Raw genomic sequence first — 21191 nt, forward strand, 5'->3', positions numbered from 1 at the left:
TGGGGTATGGTGTATGGTCAGAATTTACTTCTATTAATATATTTTTGGATAAGTTTATCAAAAAATATATCGACTAAATCTTTGCCAGACTCTCCTTGTAATTCGTATCCTCCAAATCTATATATTTCATAACCAGCTAGTTTCAGTTTGCGATCTTCAGCAACCATTTCAGCATATTTTTTAGGCTTTGCAATATCATCATCATCAGCATAATGTTGTTTACCATCAACCTCTATTACTACTCTTTCCTGATGAGAAAAGAGGATTAAAAAGTCCATTCTTTGTCTTGGTATTCTTTTTTCCTTTAATTCCCTTAAAGTGTATGGATCATAGTGTAAATAAACTTGAGGTATCAAGGCGGGCAAAAATTCACCGGGAGTATGCCGCAATTTTTTATAATACGTATAAAATAATAATTTTTCAGGTGAGGAAGCTAAAGAACTTACTAAACGCTTATAAAGTGATCGCTCTGTTTCTATAGTAGGACATTCATCATTTAATTTTTTTGCCCACCAAGAAACTAAGTCTTTCCAAAATAATCCAGAGATAGGAATAGGTTGGTCATAAATAAGACAAAAATTTTCATTTTTAACAATACGAATATCATTGTTGATAGAGTCTTCGAGTATTAATTCTGGTTTGGGTCCATTTGCTGCAAAGATTAAGTTTTTTATGTTACCACTAACACCTGATCCAATCTTAACTACTTTGTAAATTGGAAGTCCTGATATCTCTTCTTTTGCTTCTAAGCGATAACCATCTTTAACTAAATGATTATTTATGAGATTAACTAGAAATTTTTGAATCTCTAATTCTTGTACTAATGGATGAGTAACTTCCTCTATAAATCGAAATAAAATTTCGTCGGAACTATCTGTTAAGCCTAAATAACTATTGAACAAGTGATGGTAGTCCCATTCATGGGTCATAACCATACGCTGTGTAATTTCTTGTGTTGCCGATTTAAAATATTTGTCGCTAGGTGGCATTGTATCTAATGACCAGATACGTTTGAGAAAGTCAATTAAATCTAATTTTCCATGTATAGCTAATACTTCAGATTTTATAATTAACTCATCTAATATATTTTTTCGGTTAATTAAAGATATTTGAAAATTACCTGATATAAATTGGGTAAGTATGTTGCGAAGTTCTTCTGAAGAATAATCTTTTAATACTCTCTGTGCTAAATTAATTAAAAACTCATCGGATTTTCCAATCAGACGTTTATTAACATAAACTCTTTTGCTAGAGTGTGCCTCTTCATCAGTACCAGGAGATAGACCGAACTCCTCACAAACTTTTGGCAGATTGTAAGATTTTTCTTCAGCTAAAGCATCAGCTATTGCTGCACGTAGTTTATTGAGAGGTGGTTTAGTGGTCATCACAAATAAAGATAGATTAAGAGTAGAATGATCTCACCCCCATTCTCTCATTTACCAGGTGCGCTAACTCACAGCTAACGCACCCAAATACAACAACCCTATTTACCTAAAACCTCTTTCAAAGCTGCAACCAACTTATCCACACTTTCAGGACGACTATTAAAACCCATCAAACCCACACGCCAAACCTTACCAGCTAATTCTCCCAAACCGCCACCAACTTCAATGTTATGCTCAAGTAATAACTGCTTGGCAATAGCCTTTCCATCTACACCTTCAGGAATGCAAACAGTAGTTAAAGTTGGTAGCCGATATTCCTTGGCAACGTGCATTTTTAAACCAATGCTTTCCAAGCTTTCCCACAGATATTCGACATTCTTTTGATGACGTTGCCAGCAATGTGCTAAACCTTCTTCTGCTACCAAACGCAAAGCTTCCCGTAAACCATAATATAAATTAACCGGGGCAGTATGGTGATATGTGCGATCGCTTCCCCAATATTTCCCCAGCAACAACATATCCAAATACCAGTTGGCAACTTTCGTCTCACGCTTCTGCAATTTCTCCATTGCCCTTGTACTCATGGTAAAGGGGGAAGCACCAGGAGAACAACCTAAACCCTTTTGACTACAGCTATAAGCCAAATCAACTCCCCACTCATCTAAAAAGATGGGAACACCACCTAAACTTGTCACCGTATCCACTAACAGCAATGTGCCATGTTTGCGGCACAATTCACCCACCTCTTCCAAGGGTTGACGTGCGCCGGTGGATGTTTCCGCATGAACTAAAGCTAAAATTGCCGGTTTATGGGTTTCTACTGCCGTACTAATTTCATCTAAATTGAAAACTTGTCCCCAAGGTTTGGTAATAGTGCGGACATCTGCGCCATATCTTCCCGCCATATCTACTAAGCGGTTGCCGAAATAACCAGATACACCAATTAAGACGACATCCCCTGGTTCTACAGTATTCGCTAGGGTAGCTTCCATTGCGGCTGTACCAGTGCCACTGACGGCGATAGTATGGGGGTTTTCGGTTTGCCATACATAGCGTAGCAGAGATTGAATTTCATCCATTAGGGCTAAAAATGCCGGATCTAAATGCCCTATAGGTGTGTTATTCATCGCCTGTAAGACGGCTGGATGGGCGTTGGAGGGGCCAGGGCCAAGTAAGAGACGGTTGGGGACTTCTAGGGGTGCGATCGCTAGACGCTGACTATCATTGATGGCAATGGTGGATGTCATATAATTTCTTTGAGATTCAATATTAATTGCATGATAAAGCGATCGCGTCATGAGTCAAAATGGAAAAGATCACGCCATGCCACCCCCAGATATCTCCACGTCCTAAATTTAATTAAAAATTAACCACCGTAATTTATAATAGAATTACCAACCTCATGGTAAAAATTAACATTTTACGTGTGGATTAAACAAACAAGAAGAAGCTTTTTAGCTTTAATCTTTCTTAGCATCATCATTATTATTTTACCCCTACTTAACCCCATGATATTTGCAGGTAAACGACCAAACAATTTAGGCGTTCAAGACGGTAAACTAGCACCTTGTCCCTCTAGCCCTAACTGTGTTTCTAGTCAAGCATCAGATTCAGATTCACTCCACAAAATTGCACCTCTGAGTTTCACATCCACTCCAGCAGAAGCATTATCTAAACTCAAAGGTATTATCCAATCTTTACCGAGAACGACGATAATTACTGAAACTGAGGATTATTTATACGCAGAATTCAAAAGTGCTTTAATGGGATTTGTAGATGATGTAGAATTTTATCTCGACCGTAACTCTAACATCATCCATGTGCGTTCAGCTTCTCGCTTAGGTCAGAGTGATTTAGGAGTAAATCGCCAACGCATTGAGACTATTCGATCTAAGTTTAACTAAACTAAAACAGGACGTAAATGTCCATTTTGTTGAGCAATTTTTTCGCCGATAATTTGCTGGTAAAGCGCCTCATAGCCATTAGTCATTTGCTGTAAACTAAATCGGTTTTCTGCATAATGCCGACAAGTATAACGGTTTAATCTATCTATCTTGTCAATAGCATTAATACATTCTTGTGTATTATTACAAAGGAAACCAGTCTCACCATCAGAAATTATTTCTGGTGTTGAACCCATTCGCATTGCAATCACTGGAGTACCCGCAGCCATTGACTCTATCATTACTAACCCAAAAGGTTCTCGCCAAGTAATAGGAAATAAAGTGGCTACTGCACCTCCCATGATCACATTTTTTTGTACATGATTTGCTTCACCTAAATATTGGATTTGCTTTCCGTCAATCTGCGGTTTGATTTGCGTTTCAAAATACTCTATATCCACCACATCTACTTTACCCGCTATTTTCAACTGCCAACCAGATTTTTTAGCAATCTCAATAGCTAAATGTGGCCCCTTTTCTGGAGATATTCTACCTACAAATGCTAAATAAGGTGGATCTGTTGGTTGAGCATAAAATTCATAACTACTAACATCAATCCCATTGTAAACTGTAGCTACATAATTTAATTCTAAACTGGGTTCTCTTTGGGAATTGGAAATACTAACATAAGGCTGCTTTTTGGCATAGCTAAATATTTTTTCATTATCGGGCGTAAAAATTCCATGTAAGGTGTGAACTGTCGGAGTTTTTACCAGATTTGCATACGCTAGGGGGCTATGTCCCATATGGGAGTGAATGATATCAAACTCCGCTGCTCGTTCATATACTGAAGCTAGTTGTAGCGATTCATAAATACTGCAATCTTTGACAGTTTTATCAAGTCTTAAAGCACGAGGATGAACTGATATTAACTTCGCCAAAGTGAGAGAATCACCTGATGCAAATAACGTCACTTCATGCCCTTTTCGGACTAATTCGTCAGTTAATAATCCCACTACCAATTCTATACCACCATAAGCTGGAGGCGGTACTCTCTCCCACAATGGAGCAATTTGAGCAATTTTCATGTCAGTCTCCTAAAAAGTAGAATTACAATTAGTGGTGTTTATTATTTAATTTGGAATTAATGCCCAGCGATTAACTATAGCAGTAAATCACTTCAAACACCAACTACATATATAATTGCTTCAAAATTTTATGCTGTTATTCTGATATTTTTTGTCTATCTTAGGTAATGATTTAAGCCTCATCAAAAGACATAAATTAAGATTTTACAACTAAATTTAGTATCTCTAAAATGGGCAATTAACTAACAGAAAAACCCGAAAAACCCATATTATCCCAAAATATGCAATTTCTTATCTTTCAATATCAGGACTAAAGCTGCGTGCCACATTTAATATCTTTTACAGGTGCGTCAGATATCACAAATCTGTTGATAATAAGGTCCGACACACCCTACAAAGCAAGCCAATTGCCTAAGTCCTGAATATATAGAGGGATTTTTTATGTATTTAAGTCTGAGTTGAGGTTGAAAAATTTGTACCCCGAATCATAATAATTGATCATTTTCTATTTAATTAATCAGCCAACCACTACTACCAACCAGTGTAGATATGTTACATATACATCTCTTTAGCAGATGAAATCTACTGGGTCTTATCTAATTCTCAGTTTGCTAAATTACCTATTAATTCTGTAGCATCACCGTCAAAACCTTGACTTTTTTAAGAAAAAACGTATAATATAATACAATAAATATTAAAGTTAAATATAAACATGAATATTCCTAACTCAAATGACAAAAAGTCTATTGAATGGCTGGGAGTTTTCTCACTACTGATATTTGTATTCATGTACCTACCTATCTTGGTACTAAGCTTTTATAGCTTCAACAAATCACCTTACAGTGCAACTTGGCAGGGTTTCACCTGGGAATGGTATCAAAAACTGTTTAACGACGATCGCATTTTATCGGCTTTAAATAACAGTTTATTCGTTGCCTTTAGCGCAGTCACAGTTGCTGCCGTCTTAGGAACCTTAATGGCTGTAGGGTTAGCGCGGTATGAGTTTCCTGGTAAAAAATTGTATCGCGGTATATCTTATCTACCATTATTAATACCCGATATTGCGATCGCAGTTGCTACTCTAGTCTGTTTAGCCGCCTTTGCCATTCCCCTCAGCATCTGGACAATCATAGCCGCCCACATAGTTTTCTGTCTCTCCTACATCGCCCTAGTCGTTTCTGCTAGACTCAGTAACCTAGACCCCCACCTCGAAGAAGCCGCGCTAGATTTAGGTGCAACACCCATTCAAGCCTTCATCAAAGTCGTCCTACCTCAATTAATGCCTGGAATTGTCTCCGGCTGTCTACTCGCCTTTGTCCTCAGTTTAGACGACTTTCTCATCTCCAGCTTTACCGCAGGCAGTGGTTCCAGCACCCTACCAATGGAAATATTTAGTCGTATCAGAACCGGAGTCAAACCTGATATTAACGCCCTTAGCGTCATGTTAATTTCCGTAACCGCCACCGTCGCTGTCATAGCTGAATTAATTCGTATTTCTGGAGACAAGCAAAATAATTTGTAAGTCAGAAATTAACAGATTCAAGACCTTAACAAACATATCAAACATCATCCTCAAAATTTTATTTCTTCTCCATTCTCTATTTTAGATAGAGAATCCTGACATTTGTAATTTGTAATTACCTAAAAAAAATGCTAGAAACCAACCCAAATATAAATAATCTTCCAGAAGAAATATTCCCCGGTGGCAATAACCCCGATCATTTTCAATACCAAGAAGCCTGGTATCCAATTCACTACCTTCAAGACTTAGATAAAACCCAACCCACACCCTTTACCCTCTTAGGCAAAGATATCGTTATTTGGTGGGACAAACAAACCCAATCTTGGCAAACATTTATAGACCAATGTCCCCATCGTTTAGCAAGGCTTTCCGAAGGTAGAATTAATCAAAATGGACTCTTAGAATGTCCTTATCATGGTTGGGCATTTTCAGGAGATGGAACTTGTCAAATTATTCCCCAACAAGCAGTAGGTAATCAAGCTGAAACATCTCAACGCGCCTGTGCATCAACCTTACCCACAACTACCAAACAAGGGCTATTATTTGTTTACGTCGGCAACCCAGAAAACGCTGCTAAAACCAAAGTTCCAGTTATAGAACCAATAGAAGAATCACCAGAAGGATGGGTGATGATCAACACATTTAGAGATGTTCCTTATGATGCTCTGACACTATTAGAAAACATTCTCGACCCCAGCCACGTCGCCTTTACCCATCATCGCACAGTCGGAAATCGCGCCAACGCCGCACCTTTAGAACTAGAAGTAATTAACTCAGGAAAACACGGGTTTAAAGGTATATGGAAGCAAGGTTTAAAATCATCACAAACGGGAGAATTATCCACAACTTTCATCGCCCCCACTTTGATATGGCATGATATTAACTCCCCAAAAGGTAGAATTTTAACCGTTGTTTATGCCACACCAATTCGCAAAGGTGAATGTCGTTTAATTGCTCGCTTCCCTTTCAAATTTTCCTCCAAGATTCCGGGTATATTTATTAAACTTAGACCCCGTTGGTACTATCATCTTGGACAAAATGGCGTTTTAGAAGATGATCAAATTTTTCTACATTACCAAGAGCGTTATCTAGAAGCAAAAGGAGGTAGTAATAATTTTACTAAAGCATTTTACCTAGCTACCAAAGCCGATAGTTTTGTATTTGAACTGCGTCAGTGGGTCAACCAATACAACGCCGAACCATTTCCCGGACAACCATTCCCCCCACCATTACCAAAAGACGCACTACTAGAAAGGTATCATTCCCATACCGAAAAATGTGCTAGTTGTAGAAAAGCCCTAGCTAATATTCAGCTATTAAAATTATGGTGTGTAAGTATAGCATTATTAGCTTTAGCAAGTAGTCCAATCTTAGCATTTTTCTTACACACAACATCAATTTTAACAGTCGTCATTGAGACAGTAACACCTCTAGCATTAGGGTTAGCATGGTGGAAACTAAACAACCTAGAAAAACAATTCTATCAAGGACGACTTATACCACCCCGTAACCAACCAGAAAAAAGCTGAAACCGAGTAATTAGTGAGTGTGTTAACTCTTCCTAACACACCATATTTATCTATTTTCAAAATCTCTCTTAATTCTCTCTGCGCCTCTGCGAGAAAATTCTCAACCAAACACTTGACAAAGTTCCCAAAATCTTCTATTGTGAACTATATAATGGAAATCTGTGCGCCCATATATACAGATTTATAAGCTCCCCAACAAAATAGATAAATCAACATATTCTCTTCACTTTTATTACCGTAATTAGCTAATGTCAGGACATAGATAGATATCCTTGTTTGCTGACCTAAATATCTTTTTTCAATTAGATAATATTGGGGACGACTTTGGAAAAGATGCTATCTTCCCCTCCACCATGCAAATTTGCCAAAATCCCAATTGTTCCAACCCCTTCAACCCTGACTACAGTAAATTTTGCATCGTTTGCGGACATGGTACATTTGGAAAACTACTCAGAAACCGTTACCGTGTTTTGCGGTTATTAGGTGAAGGTGGGTTTAGCAAAACCTACGCAGCAGAAGACGTAGACAGACTAAATGCACCATGCGTCATTAAGCAATTTTTTCCTCAAGTTCAGGGAACAGGACAACGCGCAAAAGCAGCCGAATTTTTCAAAGAAGAAGCTTTTAGATTATATGAACTTGGTGAAAATCATTCCCAAATTCCTCGTTTATTAGCTTACTTTGAACAAGGTGCTAGTTTGTATTTAGTCCAGGAATTTATTATAGGTAAAACCCTCCTGGAAGAAGTTCAAAAACAGGCTTATAGCGAAACAGAAATTCGCCAACTTTTAGCTGATTTATTACCAGTACTTGATTTTGTTCACCAAAAAAATGTAATTCATCGGGATATCAAACCTGAAAATATTATTCGTCAAGATATAGATAAGAAACCTGTATTAATTGACTTTGGTGGTGCAAAACAAGTTACTCATACCAGTATAGCCAGACAAGCTACAGCTATTTATACTTTAGGTTATGCACCAACAGAACAAATGGCAGGTTTCGCTTGTCATGCGAGTGATTTATATGCTTTGGGTGTAACTTGTGTGAGGTTATTAACTCAAGATTTACCTATGCAAGACACCTATGGACTTAAAGATCCTCTTTATAATCCCATGAATGCAAAATGGTTATGGAAGGAACGTTTAGAGGAAAAAGGTATTACGATTAGTGATGAATTAAAAAATATATTAGATAAATTACTCCAACATTTCCCCAGTGATAGATATCAGTCAGCGACAGAGGTTTTAAATGATTTAAAAGCCGAAACTTTTGCACCAGCGGCATTAAAAATTACTCCGATAATCGAAACACCTCCAGCAAAAGTTAAGGTTATCGTTCCCCTACCACCTTTAGAAAATTTTGATTTTGATATTGTGACTGTAGACACCGCAGGAAGAGAAATTAAATGTGAGAAAGGTAACGCTCAATTTTTTGCAGAAGAATTGAATAAAAATGTCACTTTAGAAATGGTGTCAATTCCTAGTGGTAGTTTTTTGATGGGTTCACCAGAATTTGAAGTTGATGCTGATGAATATCCTCAACATCAAGTTATGGTTAAAAATTTTTTCATAGGGAAATATCCTATTACTCAATCACAATGGAAAGCAGTAGCAGCTTTACCAAAAATTCAACAAGCTTTAGACTCTAACCCATCAAAATATAAAGGTGCAAATTTCCCTATAGAAAATGTTTCTTGGTATGAAGCTGTTGAATTTTGTTTGCGGTTATCGGTGAAAACCGGACGTAATTATCGTTTACCCAGTGAAGCAGAATGGGAATATGCTTGTCGTGCAGGAACTACAACTGCTTTTCATTTTGGGGAAAGGATTACTTCTGATTTAATTAACTGTAATGGTGGTGATTTTTATGCTGTGGAACCAAGAAGCCATTTCCGCAAAGAAATCACAAATGTAGGCAATTTTAAGATAGCTAATGCCTTTGGGTTGTATGATATGCACGGGTTAGTTTGGGAATGGTGTGCTGACCCTTGGCATAAAAATTATGATGGCGCACCTATAGATGGTAGTGTATGGAATGTTGGTGGTGATGAACATCGTCGGGTTTTGCGCGGTGGTGCTTGGAATTTTAGTGCTGAACTTTGTCGCAGTGCGAGTCGGACTTGGAATGAAGCAGATGATGGTTTGAGAATGTCGGGTTTTCGAGTGGTGTTTTCAGCTGAGGAATAAATGTCTGAATCAGGATTTACAGGATCAAGAAATTAAATATTTTTATAAGGTTCAAAGCATCTCTCTGTTTCAAGGAGATGTACTCTTCGAGAAGCCGCTTCACGTCTATGGAGAAGGGTAATATGAAACGCTTGCAGTATATTTAGGGAAGGGTAGCAGGGTTGATATTTTTTGCTTTTTGGTAATAGTTGAAAACGGCTTTTTTAACTTTTGGAATAAACGCAAAAAGATGGAGGATTTGGGGTTGACAACTGATTTTAAATTTGTTAAGCTGGACTTGATAAGGAAGAACTATCTTAATCAATAGAAATGGACAATAGATTTTACTTCGATTTGTTCATAAAATAGCGATCACCAAAGAGTGTTATTTTTATATTTCAGTTATTAATTAAATTAAATGACTCGCTTTATACATGATCAATTTGCTAAACAATATTTTACAGAGCTATTAACACCTTATGGAGAAGTAGAAACCAGCAAAGATATCACAGCAGAAGTCAGACAAATCGACGTATTATTTATTCCTTCATCCCAACCTACACAAAGTCTAGAAAAACTAGGACTGCTAGGAAGAATGGCTACAAATTATGCCATATTTGAGCCATTTCGTAATGCCGTCAGCAAAAGTGAAATTCGCAGTTGTATGGGTAAATTATTCGACGTTCATGCAGACTTAGAACGTCAATCAAACCGCAATAATACACGAATAAATGAAACAGAATTACCCCAATTATGGATTTTTACCCCTACAGCATCACTAGAAATCCTAGAAAGTTTTAAAGCTACTTTAAACGAAGAAAACTGGGAAAAAGGTATTTATTTTTTAGGAACAGGATTTAAAACCGCTATCATTGTCATCCATCAACTGCCTAGTACACCAGAAACTTTGTTTTTGAGAGTATTAGGAAAAGGGAAAGTTCAAAGACAAGCAATTGAAGAATTAGAAGCGCTAGCTAATAATAATCCATTGCTTGAGGATATCATAAAATTAGTACATGACCTAATTGCTGTATTATCTGCACGTCAACGACAAGAACAAGATATTGATCAAGATGATCAGGAGTTGATTATGAAATTATCAGAAATTTATCAACAACAATTAGAAGAGATTAAAAAACAAGAAAGACAAGAAGGACAACAAGAAGGTATAGAAAGAGAACGACGCGCGATGATTGAAAGTATATTGCAAGTACGTTTTGGGGAAGTTGATTCAGAATTAGCAACAATTATCGATCAATTAATTATTATGACTAGGGAAGAATTTACTCCCTTACTTCTACAATTATCTCGTCAGGAGTTATTAGCGAGATTTTCACAATAATATTGATAAGGTAACAAAGCTAAAAATCTTTTGGTATTTAGGTTTGATCATCAGATAATAAAAAAGGGGTCAAGCACTATGCAAAACCCCTACATTTTTGTTTGTGGTTATAGATTAATTACACCAACTTCAAATCAGGATACTCAGCAAACAAATCATCAGAAGTTAACGTATCTCCATCTGCTTGGGGAGTCCACAATACTTCAAGAGCTAAAAGTTGCTCACCAGGAAGACTACCAATTTGTCGCAAAGCTCGACTTAAATCATCAGCATTATTAATTTGGGGAATCTCAAATTTACCCAAAGTTGCAGCTAATAAGGTGACGATGAGATATTCTCCAGGCCCTTCACTGATTAAACGGGTGGGATTATCTACTTCACCGGGTAACTCTTTAGCCAAAACGGATTTTAGCTGGTTGTTGACGTTAGAAAGGGTTTCTTCGCTAAACTTGCTGCGTTCAGCCAATGACAAGCGGTTAAATTGTGATTCAGCGGCATTTAATTTCACTTGTTGGCTACCACTACTGGCATATACCCAATATTCAGGATGACGCAGTAAAGCTAAACTTGCTTCTTGCAAAATTTCTGCTTTTCCTTCTGCGGTATTGGTATCAGCTTTTTCTGCAATTTGGTTAAGTTCGGTTTGTAAGCCTCTAGCTTGTGCTAATAAACCTACTTGTAGACGGGTGACAGAAACGCTGGGGTTATTGCTATAGGCGACTTCTTCACCTTCTCCTGTCCTGACACGGCGGAAACTTTGGACTAAGAAATTAGCGATCGCAAAAAAGATTAAAATCCCAAACAATCCGCCAAAACCTCCTCCAATACCCCACAAAGGAAGTAGGAACGGAAATCCAAAACCACCACCAAAACCGCCACCAGGATAGTATCTTCCACCACCACCAGGTGCGTAGGTGCGTGGAGTGTAAGTCCGGCTAGAAGGCATTCTAAAGGAACCTCCCCCGATACGTCCACCACTGCGTGCAGCTAATGCACCATCAGCGTTACCAAGTGCTAAAGCCATTACCAGACCCAGGACAAAGGCAATTTTTAACAGTGGTTTGAGGGTTTGTTGTAATTTTTTACGCATAATCAATCAGGTGAAAAACACTATTTTTAAGATTTCTCCCATCACTGCCAGAAGTTTGACAATTTTGAGGTGATAGTAGCTACAGGCAAACAAGTCTGTCTTTCTCAGCTATATACCTAATCTAACGCCTATTATCTTGGCTTGGCAGTGAACTGAGGGGGGATTTCTCGCGTTGATAACCGTACCGCGAATCTTCTTTGCAATCCCAGAACTTTGGCATCAATTAATTATTACCGTTTTTGGGTATCAAAATACTTGTTAGCAATAATTTTAACCGCATACTTACACACACGTAGTTAAATTTTTGCTAATTAAATTTTTTAGCATAGGAACTATTTTTTTTCCGGATAGGTAAAGAATATTCAGCACATATTGGCAAGGGGGTTTGAATAATCATTGCGGCTAAATTATCACTCCAGAGAATAGATATTAAATACAAATATCAGTACAAGGAGAGCATTATACAGATGGTGATATTTTTTATGATGAATAATAGAACAAATAGTGTCTACAACAGTAGTAATTACTAGATAGTTAGATGCAATTGAATTCATTGGTGTATCTAGGTAATAAACAACAGAAGAAGATGTACTATTAATTTTATTTAGGTAATCATGAAAAGATAAAAAATATTATTTGAACATGAAAATATATTGTCTAGAGTATCAAATTATCAGATATTTTCTGGCAATTTGGCATGAATTTAGATGATATTAAAGATAGACTATTAGTAGCAGCTAGATTTAGTATTTTACCCAGCATTCCTTGAACATTTGCTGGTGCATATCAGTAATAAAATCTAGCGGAAGTTCATCATGTAAAAATATTTATTTGGTCAGTAATTGGCAGACAAGCATAAAATTTAGACCAATTTGGAATAGTTAGTATGGTTTGAAATTTCGGGAACAAACTATTAATCCAAATTTAGGTATAAGCCAATTTAAAAATCAATATCTCTTCAGGATAAAAATTGACATTATAGCTTGACTACACGCTATTTTATCCTGATAAAAATTTGATTTTCAAATAAAAATTGCTCAGTACATTCAGCTATCATTTTCTACATTGCTGATGAGCATTCAATAATAAAAAATCAAGAAATTAAGTTTAAGGATTTGAAGTTTATTTATCAACCTGAATCATGGAACATATTTCACTACTAGGGACACATTTCCGGGAGAAAACAGATTACCCAGACATCCTAGTTATCTCCCGCATATTCCAGCCACAACAGGCTGTAATTGGAGAATATGTCTATAATCGTTGTTTACAAGACCCAGATAGAGTGATTGTACTGGCTGCTGGTTGCTCAGGAGATAAAACTTTTGATCAAGAGCAACAATTTCCAGTTTATCGTTGGCTTTATTTTAGTTTCTGGGGTGGTAATTTATTGAGCAGCATCTTCAAGCCTGTTTTTAATATTATTTGCTCAATATTACTAGCTATTAAACTATATTTTCGCTATCATTACCGCTACATTGAATGGTGTCATGGTTACGATTTTATAGCTTTGTTAATACTCAGCTATATCTTACCTGTTCGCTTTTTTATCTACCTACATGGTAATGATTTGGTTAGTATTTCTCGTAATCCCTTGTGGCGTTTGCTGTTTAAAATTACCCTCAAACGAGCCGAAGGAATCGTTTGTAATAGTTCCTATGTTAGAGATACTTTAAGAACTACTTTTCGCCTAGATACACCTACTCATATAATTAACCCAGTTGTGAGACCAGAAAAATTTGGTACTCCCACTAGTCCTAGTCATTTGGATGATTTACGTGTTCGCCTACGTCAGACTTATAATATTCCTGAAACCGCAATTGTCATTCTTTCTGTTGGTAGATTAGTTAAACATAAAAGCTTCGACCGAGTTATAGATAATATTCCTTTACTATTAACTGTTGGTGTCGATGTCCATTACATAATTTGTGGTAAAGGCTCCTGTGAACAACAGCTAAAATCTCAAGCTCAACGTTTACGGGTAGATAAACGGGTTCATTTTGCTGGATATGTACCTGAACGAGAATTAGCGGGTTATTATGCAGCTTGTGACGTTTTTGCTATGCTGACTTTGTGGGAAGACGATACTAAAAGCATAGATAACTTTGGTATTGTTTACTTAGAAGCAGAGTACTTTGGTAAACCTGTGATTGCCTCCCGGTTAGGGAGTATTTTAGATGCAGTCCACCATGAAGAAAATGGCCTATTGGTAAATCCCGATTCTGGTTATGAAGTTTTGCAAGCCTTTAAACGTTTGTGTCAAGACAAGCAACTACGGGAAAAATTCGGCCGCAAAGGACAAGAATTAGCCAAACGCAAAACCTATCACCGCTGGTTATATGCACCTGAGTCTCGTTATTCCTGTTTGTTGAATTATTAACTGGTAATGGGTAATGGGTAATGGGTAATGGGTAATGGGTAATGGGTAATGGGTAATGGGTAACAATCATCTTCCCTTGCACCCTGCCCCCTGCACCCTGCCCCCTGCCCCCTACTCCCTGCCTTCTTTCTAACCCCCACCAACGATTGTAACTACTTCCAAGCGATCGCTATTTTGGATTTTAGTTTCTGACCAAAACTGACGATGCAAGATTTCACCATTATATTCCACCGCTACCAACCGAGGATTAAAACCCAACTGTTGAAGTAATTCAGGTAACGACGTTTCGGATACACAACTCTGTGTTTCCCCATTGACTTGTAAACTTATTTGATAATTCATAATTCGTAATTCGTAATTGGGCGGGGAAACCCGGCCTCTAAATCACTATTATCTGTCACCTGTTACCTTTCGATGGAGTTGAGAGATAAAATATTGTGTGACTAAAGTAGGTTGTTCCGATTGGATGAGCGATCGCACTACAGCTACCCGTTGCGCTCCGGCATCAATCACATCATTAATATTACTCGCATCTATCCCCCCAATTGCAAACCAAGGAATCTCACAATTTTTAGCTGCATAACTTACATATTCTAAACCTGCTGCGGCTTTACCTACTTTTGTGGGCGTTTCATACACTGGTCCCACACCAATATAATCTGCACCTTCAGCGATCGCTTTTTGCATTTCTTGGGCATTTGTGGTAGAACGGCCAATTATGCGCTGCGTCCCCAGCAATTGTCGGGCAATAGCAATGGGTATATCTTGTTGTCCCAAATGTACACCATCGGCATTTACTGCTAAAGCCAAATCTACCCGGTCATTGATGATGAACAAAGCACCGTAATTGTGACATAACTGCCTTAATTGCGTTGCTTGTTCCAGACGAATCACATCATCAGCCGTTTTTTCCCGATACTGTACCAGCGTTAAACCACCTTTGAGAGCCTCTTCCACAACCTCCAACAAATTATCTACTGGAGATGTTACCAAATATAAATGCGATCGCCATAATAACTGATGACGCTGATAACCCATCAAATTACTTTCCAGGGTATAAACCTGATAGCGCATCTGCTTAAAAGTACTCCCCATATTGGGATCATACAGTTTGCCATATTCCTCCAGCACCCTCAGTGCCTCTTGAACACGACAAAAATTAGCTTGCAACAAAGATGTAATCGAGCTTCTTTGTTCTTCTTGGGGATGGGTTAAATCAGTACCAGGATCACCAGGTGTATCTCGTGCCGCTCTCATTTGCGCCGTATGCCAGTTACCTACCTCTTGACGTAAGCGTTTGCATTCCCCGGCTAAATGGGCATCATTTAACCCAAAACGACACCATTCTTCAATAATTCGTAATCCTTCACGAGCGCGGTCTAAGTTGGCATCTAAAATCCGATAAACCACTTCTTTTGTTTGCTGTGTTTGGCTGTAGGCTTCGACCATTACAACAACTCCGTTGTCAGTCCAATCATAAAACCTCCAGTCTGGTTATTAAATACCTGCATCTTTAAATATTTACTAATTAATTAATTTGTATGAAATATAGCCATTTGGTAAACTTATGGGTAATATTATCGTCATATTACTATCTCAAAGTATAAAAATTCCTTTTGTGTTTCACAGGAGTTATACAAAGTTAATGCTTCACCCTAAATCTTGCCAACACCGTCAAGTAGATGGACTGTTCACAAAGCTGATTTGTCCTCAACTAGCCAGACCTTCAATTTTGCCTACCTCAATTTTGAGTTTGAGCTTTGTCTTAGGAGTTGCAAGTATAGCACTTTTAGACATAAGTTTTAGCAGAGCCACTGCTCAGATTACCATCAGAACAGAACAGACACTCGACAATCAAAGAATAATTTCTCAAGCTAACCTGCTGTTTGTTAACCCCACTATTGGTAATGACAAAGGGGGTAATGGCAGTGAAAACGCTCCTCTGAAGACGATTACTCAAGCCTTACGAACGGCACAAGCAGATACTATCATCATGCTTTCTCCTGGTACATACAGCCCCGAAACCGGAGAAGTATTTCCCATAACCATGAAACAGGGTGTATCTATTCAAGGAGACACTCGCAATCAAGGCAGAGGTGTGAAGATTATAGGTGGTGGTGAATACCTCAGTCGTAGCTTTGGCAGTAAAAACATCGCAATAGTCGGTGCAAACCAAGCAGCATTAAGTGGAGTCACAGTCACCAATAGCAATAGCCGTGGTTATGGTTTATGGATTGAATCTAGCAATCCCCTAATTCAGGAAAATACATTTACTGGCAATACCCAAGATGGAATTTCCATTGCCGGTAATGCTACTGCGACTATTAGCAAAAATTATTTTAATAGCAATGGTGCTAATGGAATCACAGTTTCTGGTGATTCCCGTCCCGAAATTCGGGAAAATTTCTTTCAAAACACTGGTTTTGGCATTAACATTGCTCAAAATGCTGCCCCGATAATTATAGGCAATCAAATTCAAGACAACAGATCAGGAGTTATAGTCCAAGCCAATAGCAGCCCAATTTTGCGGAATAATATTATTCAAGGCAGTAAAGAAGATGGTTTGGTCGTAATTGCCCAAGCTACACCCGATTTAGGAAATGCTCAAGAACCAGGTGGAAACCAATTTCGGAATAATGGCCGCTCTGATATCAACGCCAAAGCTGCCAAGCAAGTAGTTTCTGCTCCTGGCAATAACCTGGCTAGAAATCGCATTATCGGTAATGTAGACTTTAATGCTAGAACAGCAGCAACAGCACCAATAGTTAGGAATTCTGCACTAAATTCTCTATCTGCACAGACAATACCCACAAATTCAGAAATAGTGTTTGCTGCTCCCAGCATCCCACGAAGTTTTAACCAACCTACTGTGGTTTTATCTAGTGGCAAAACTAATTCCCAGCCCAGCGCTTTGCCAACACAACCAGATACACCACAATTAAATTATGTCAGAATTGAGCCGGGAGTGATTGAGTTTACAGCACCTCAAGCATCGCTTCCTAGCAATTCAGTCAAAATATCACCCCCCAATAGTTATACCAATACTGCCAAGGGTGTACGTTATCGTGTAGTAGTTCCAGTAACTAATGACTCACAACGGCAAGTAGTCCGTTCAGTCGTCCCAGATGCTTTTTCTAAAATCTGGCAAGGTCGTAAAGTGATGCAAGTAGGCATTTTTAACAGTCAAGATAATGCCAGTGAAATGATTCAAATCTTCAGTAGTAAAGGTTTGAGAGCTTTTATGGAGCCTTTGAATTAATTCGTAATAGAGCCAACCGTAGGCTAAACCATAATTTATCTCGTTTATCTCGTTCCCATACTCTGTATGGGAATGAATTCTCAAGGCTCTGCCTTTACTTTAACAAATGAAGGCGGAGCATCCATAATAGCATTCCCAGTCAGATACTCGGTACTCGGTACTCGGTACTCGGTACTCAGTACTCACAAATTACACTGCAAATTCAGGTTCTTCATCAGTCATCGCTCTGAGTTTAGATGTGAATGATTCCGAGCGATCGCTCCTTTGCGGGGTAAACTGTCCAATTGGTGGATGATTGGCGTTTCCTGGGAGCAGTTTTGGCAGTTGTTTGGGAATCAGACTCCCTTGAGCTATCAGCCTTTGGCTAACGGACGCGGCAAAATGTCTCTTGTTAGTATCGGCAACAACTTTAAATGAGGGAGTTGTTAAAACACGTCCTTCTTCCTCCCCATTTGCTAGGTATCCGGATGTGGTGTGACTCTCTTGGTAATAATTTCTATGAGCAGGTAATAAATGATGATTCTTGATTGGCTCAATTGGTACAGGCGATGGGATAGATGGTAATACAGGTGGAGATATTTTAGTTAATTTTTCGGGGAATTTGCTGCAAATTAAGCGTTCAAATTCCATATTGAAATGATAAATAACCTGACCTCGTCGCAGCCAGAAGTTTAAGATTTGTTGTACCGAGATCGCTTTGTAACGTCCTTGATACAGAGCTTCAATTACTGCTATATGTAGCCAATCAGCCGGGTAATCAGATCGCCAACGGTTAATTAACTCACTGGCACTGTACCCATTGAGGTCAAAACTATAGTGAATCAATAAGTTCACGGACAATTCAGCAGAGGTGTCTGGGGCTGTTGTTAGCATGGGGCTTTTAGTTCCAGGCAATAGGTATAAATTTTTCACCCATCGCGTCTAGCCTAACGTCTTTTTAGCTACATGAAAGTTTTTTCATCAGCCGCAAATTTTATAGGCAGTGTTTCTCATTCTACTTGTCAATCGCTATTATGCAAAATAATAAAGTAGAATTCCAGTTCTAGATAAATTTAACATTATATGTACTCAGTATCTACTTTGGTAATGGGTAATGGGTGATTGGTGATTGGTAATGAAAATCATCTCCCCCTGCTCCCTGCTCCCTGCTCCCTGCTCCCTGCCTCCTGCCTCCTGCCCCCTGCCCCCTGCCCTCTGCACTCTGCCCCCTGCACCCTAATTCTTAATGACTATATAGGGTGAATTAATGGGTTTGGTACGCTGGAGAGCAACTAATGCCTGATAAATCATAGCTGCAACTTCGGCGCGTGTGGCATCTCTTGTGGGTGCAAGTAACTTGGGGTCTGGATAATTGACCACAATTTTCTGTGCTGTGGCAGCAGCGATCGCAGTTTGGGCATATTCGGGAATAGATTTTCTGTCTGTGTAGGCAATTAAAATACTACTATCAGCTGCTGGCAGTCCCAGTCCATTCACCAAAGAAACCATTACCTGTAGCCTTTGGACATTTTGGTCAGGACGAAAAGTGCGATCGCTAAATCCACCCACAAAACCACCACTAGCTGCTTTTTGAATGGCGCTGGCCGCCCAAAAACTGGCAGGTACATCAGTAAATTCTGTTGCTGGACGTTTGGGTGTGGGGTTAAAAGCAGCCGCAACTAAGGCCGTATATTGGGCGCGAGTCATGGGTTTATCTGGTTGATAACTACCATCAGCAAAACCTTGAGTGATGTCCATACTCACTAAAGCCCGGATAAATGGTTCTGCCCAATGTCCCACTAAGTCAGAAAAGGAAGGAATCTCAGTTTCTGGTTGCACAATGTAGGGAGAAGGTATGGCTTCAATCTCACCTCTAGCAACTAATGCCTGATAAATTAGGGCCGCTACCTCAGCGCGGGTAATTTCTCTTAATGGTTCTAGTAATTCTGGTTGGGGGTAATTGACTACTAAAAGTTTTTGGGTAGCCATAGTCACGGCATTAATAGCATAACTGGGAATTTGAGCGCGATCGCTATACACTGTTAATCCATTTGGATTACCACCGTTGAATTTCAACCCATTGACAATGGAAACTATAGCTTGAACTTTAGTTAAATTTTGTCCTGGACGAAATGACCCATCGGGGAAGCCACTCAAAAAACCTTTATCCGCTGCACTAGCTATGACTGCGGCTGCCCAAAAGTCGGTTTTGACATCTTGAAATCTATCAATTTGATTACTCGCAGGTAGTTGAAAAGTTTTGGTAATTAGGGCAGCATATTGAGCGCGGGTAATTGGTGTGGATGGTTGAAAAGTGCCATCGGGGAAGCCACTGATAAACCCTTTGTTCACTAAGGCTTGTACGAAAGCTGCTGCCCAATGCCCATCTAAATCAGTAAAACTAGTACTAATTCCTACTTGACTGGGAGTATCGGCTGTGGCAGCGATAAATTCTATCAACCCCTTAATCTGGCTAGAATTCAACTGGTTGCCAACAGAAATCACTTTTTGAGATGATAAATTCTGGATATCAAATTCACCCTGATCTCGAAAAATGTTATCAGCCGGATCTTGGGCGCTGCCCAAATCAACAACTGCATTACCATTAATTAACAGACCACCTTGGGTATTTTTGGTAATCAAATTGCGTCGTAGCACCGGACTAGCATCACGAGAAAGAGCGATCGCCATTCGGTTTTCTGACAACTGATTATTTGCCACCAGAGGGGCTGCAAAGTCACTAATGGCTATGCCCAGAGGGTTTTTTTGAAACACATTCCGCAACACTTCCCCTTTGCTATTTCGCGCCATCATTAATCCACTGGCAGCATTTTCTATAAACACATTATCTAAAATTGCAGGTTTAGCATTACCTGTTATAAATATCCCTTCCCGTCCACATTGACTGAATGTATTATTAGCTAATGTCGGTGCTGTTGATTCAATCCAAATACCAGTACCTTTAGAAATGGCATTAGTCACAGTCACACCCAACAGACTGGCATCACCTAGCAATAACAAAGCGATATTTTGCATCCCAAAGCTAGGACTTTGATATTCCCCACTCCCAGAAATGATCATTTTCTGACCTTTGTTAGCTTCATTTCCCACCACCAACATCCCCGCAGGAATGATGAGAGGAAACACCTCACCACTAGCAGCACTGTACGTCCCCAGTCCTAGTTGAATAATTCCAGGTGACGAGGTGACTTTTAATGCACGGGTAATAGTTTTGAACGGACTTGAACGGGAACCAGAGTTAGTATCATTTCCCGTTACAGGATTTACATGGAGTGTAACAACAACCATCGCGGATTCAATATATTTAAGGATTACACGGAAATATAAATATGGATTGGACTTGAACGGGAACCAGAGTTAGTATCATTTCCCGTTATAGGATTTACATGAAGTGTAACAACAACCATCACGGATTCAACAGATTTAAGGATTACACGGAAATATAAATATGAATTAAATGATACGGATTAAATAATACGGGTGAAGCTAGTTATACTGCCAACGGGTGAAATCTGGACTTATGTCATACTGTTCGCGTAGCGTGG

Annotated in this window: 15 protein-coding genes; 7 read left to right on the forward strand and 8 right to left on the reverse strand. The window is 38.8% G+C overall.

Annotated features, from left to right (window positions below):
• Positions 1-17 precede the first annotated feature (17 nt).
• Complete coding sequence (locus tag VB713_RS05930) at positions 18-1385, reverse strand: hypothetical protein (RefSeq protein ID WP_323310655.1); 1368 nt, start codon at positions 1383-1385, stop codon at positions 18-20.
• Positions 1386-1483: 98 nt separating this feature from the next.
• Positions 1484-2632, reverse strand: a complete 1149-nt coding sequence (locus VB713_RS05935; protein WP_323310656.1) for an alanine--glyoxylate aminotransferase family protein — start codon at positions 2630-2632, stop codon at positions 1484-1486.
• A gap of 261 nt (positions 2633-2893) precedes the next feature.
• Here VB713_RS05935 and VB713_RS05940 point away from each other — a divergent pair, with 261 nt between their 5' ends.
• Complete coding sequence (locus VB713_RS05940) at positions 2894-3289, forward strand: DUF1499 domain-containing protein (RefSeq protein WP_323310668.1); 396 nt, start codon at positions 2894-2896, stop codon at positions 3287-3289.
• Here the strand turns inward: VB713_RS05940 and VB713_RS05945 are convergent.
• The gene (locus VB713_RS05945; protein WP_323310657.1) at positions 3286-4356 is read right to left on the reverse strand and encodes a glycosyltransferase family 4 protein; all 1071 of its coding nucleotides are present in this window, start codon (positions 4354-4356) and stop codon (positions 3286-3288) included. The two genes, VB713_RS05940 and VB713_RS05945, sit on opposite strands and share 4 nt — an antisense overlap.
• Before the next feature lie 787 nt (positions 4357-5143).
• Between VB713_RS05945 and VB713_RS05950 the strand changes: the two genes are divergently transcribed.
• The 4 genes from VB713_RS05950 (at position 5144) to VB713_RS05965 (ending at position 10917) form a co-directional block, all read left to right on the forward strand.
• On the forward strand, positions 5144-5878 hold the full coding sequence (locus VB713_RS05950; protein ID WP_323310658.1) for an ABC transporter permease: 735 nt from the start codon (positions 5144-5146) through the stop codon (positions 5876-5878).
• Positions 5879-6006: 128 nt separating this feature from the next.
• On the forward strand, positions 6007-7407 hold the full coding sequence (locus VB713_RS05955; protein ID WP_323310659.1) for a Rieske 2Fe-2S domain-containing protein: 1401 nt from the start codon (positions 6007-6009) through the stop codon (positions 7405-7407).
• Positions 7408-7760: 353 nt separating this feature from the next.
• Positions 7761-9596 (forward strand): bifunctional serine/threonine-protein kinase/formylglycine-generating enzyme family protein, encoded by a 1836-nt coding sequence (locus VB713_RS05960; protein ID WP_323310669.1) that lies wholly within the window; start codon positions 7761-7763, stop codon positions 9594-9596.
• Positions 9597-9993: 397 nt separating this feature from the next.
• Positions 9994-10917 carry a hypothetical protein gene (locus VB713_RS05965; RefSeq protein WP_323310660.1) on the forward strand — a complete coding sequence of 308 codons (924 nt, stop codon included), beginning with the start codon at positions 9994-9996 and terminating at the stop codon, positions 10915-10917.
• 118 nt (positions 10918-11035) lie between these two features.
• On the opposite strand, the gene VB713_RS05970 is transcribed toward VB713_RS05965, so the two are convergent.
• Positions 11036-12007 (reverse strand): DUF1517 domain-containing protein, encoded by a 972-nt coding sequence (locus VB713_RS05970; protein ID WP_323310661.1) that lies wholly within the window; start codon positions 12005-12007, stop codon positions 11036-11038.
• Positions 12008-13148: 1141 nt separating this feature from the next.
• Between VB713_RS05970 and VB713_RS05975 the strand changes: the two genes are divergently transcribed.
• Positions 13149-14387 (forward strand): glycosyltransferase family 4 protein, encoded by a 1239-nt coding sequence (locus VB713_RS05975; protein WP_323310662.1) that lies wholly within the window; start codon positions 13149-13151, stop codon positions 14385-14387.
• A 129-nt stretch (positions 14388-14516) separates the two neighbouring features.
• On the opposite strand, the gene thiS is transcribed toward VB713_RS05975, so the two are convergent.
• Together thiS and VB713_RS05985 are read right to left on the reverse strand one after the other, a co-directional pair.
• Entirely contained in the window at positions 14517-14729 is a 213-nt protein-coding gene (thiS, locus tag VB713_RS05980) for a sulfur carrier protein ThiS (RefSeq protein WP_015216596.1), read from the reverse strand.
• A gap of 48 nt (positions 14730-14777) precedes the next feature.
• Entirely contained in the window at positions 14778-15836 is a 1059-nt protein-coding gene (locus VB713_RS05985; protein ID WP_323310663.1) for a thiamine phosphate synthase, read from the reverse strand.
• Between the two features lie 196 nt (positions 15837-16032).
• Here VB713_RS05985 and VB713_RS05990 point away from each other — a divergent pair, with 196 nt between their 5' ends.
• Positions 16033-17646: a DUF1565 domain-containing protein gene (locus VB713_RS05990; protein WP_323310664.1), complete on the forward strand. Its 1614-nt coding sequence runs from the start codon at positions 16033-16035 to the stop codon at positions 17644-17646.
• A gap of 189 nt (positions 17647-17835) precedes the next feature.
• On the opposite strand, the gene VB713_RS05995 is transcribed toward VB713_RS05990, so the two are convergent.
• Positions 17836-18519, reverse strand: coding sequence for a hypothetical protein (locus VB713_RS05995; protein WP_323310665.1), 684 nt, complete (start codon positions 18517-18519; stop codon positions 17836-17838).
• 342 nt (positions 18520-18861) lie between these two features.
• On the reverse strand, positions 18862-20934 hold the full coding sequence (locus tag VB713_RS06000) for an S-layer homology domain-containing protein (RefSeq protein ID WP_323310666.1): 2073 nt from the start codon (positions 20932-20934) through the stop codon (positions 18862-18864).
• Positions 20935-21191: the final 257 nt, after the last annotated feature.

It is taken from the genome of Anabaena cylindrica UHCC 0172 (assembly GCF_034931625.1).
In the GTDB taxonomy this organism is placed as follows: Bacteria; Cyanobacteriota; Cyanobacteriia; order Cyanobacteriales; family Nostocaceae; genus Anabaena; species Anabaena cylindrica_A.

Excerpts from the sequence above, each read along its gene's own strand:
- VB713_RS05930 (WP_323310655.1), bottom strand. The coding sequence starts at position 1,385 with ATGACCACTAAACCACCTCTCAATAAACTACGTGCAGCAATAGCTGAT.
- VB713_RS05950 (WP_323310658.1), top strand. The coding sequence starts at position 5,144 with ATGTACCTACCTATCTTGGTACTAAGCTTTTATAGCTTCAACAAATCA.
- VB713_RS05945 (WP_323310657.1), bottom strand. The coding sequence starts at position 4,356 with ATGAAAATTGCTCAAATTGCTCCATTGTGGGAGAGAGTACCGCCTCCA.
- VB713_RS05990 (WP_323310664.1), top strand. The coding sequence starts at position 16,033 with ATGCTTCACCCTAAATCTTGCCAACACCGTCAAGTAGATGGACTGTTC.
- VB713_RS05965 (WP_323310660.1), top strand. The coding sequence starts at position 9,994 with ATGACTCGCTTTATACATGATCAATTTGCTAAACAATATTTTACAGAG.
- VB713_RS05985 (WP_323310663.1), bottom strand. The coding sequence starts at position 15,836 with ATGGTCGAAGCCTACAGCCAAACACAGCAAACAAAAGAAGTGGTTTAT.
- VB713_RS05995 (WP_323310665.1), bottom strand. The coding sequence starts at position 18,519 with ATGCTAACAACAGCCCCAGACACCTCTGCTGAATTGTCCGTGAACTTA.
- VB713_RS05960 (WP_323310669.1), top strand. The coding sequence starts at position 7,761 with ATGCAAATTTGCCAAAATCCCAATTGTTCCAACCCCTTCAACCCTGAC.
- VB713_RS05975 (WP_323310662.1), top strand. The coding sequence starts at position 13,149 with ATGGAACATATTTCACTACTAGGGACACATTTCCGGGAGAAAACAGAT.
- VB713_RS05955 (WP_323310659.1), top strand. The coding sequence starts at position 6,007 with ATGCTAGAAACCAACCCAAATATAAATAATCTTCCAGAAGAAATATTC.
- VB713_RS05935 (WP_323310656.1), bottom strand. The coding sequence starts at position 2,632 with ATGACATCCACCATTGCCATCAATGATAGTCAGCGTCTAGCGATCGCA.
- VB713_RS05940 (WP_323310668.1), top strand. The coding sequence starts at position 2,894 with ATGATATTTGCAGGTAAACGACCAAACAATTTAGGCGTTCAAGACGGT.
- thiS (WP_015216596.1), bottom strand. The coding sequence starts at position 14,729 with ATGAATTATCAAATAAGTTTACAAGTCAATGGGGAAACACAGAGTTGT.
- VB713_RS05970 (WP_323310661.1), bottom strand. The coding sequence starts at position 12,007 with ATGCGTAAAAAATTACAACAAACCCTCAAACCACTGTTAAAAATTGCC.
- VB713_RS06000 (WP_323310666.1), bottom strand. The coding sequence starts at position 20,934 with ATGGTTGTTGTTACACTCCATGTAAATCCTGTAACGGGAAATGATACT.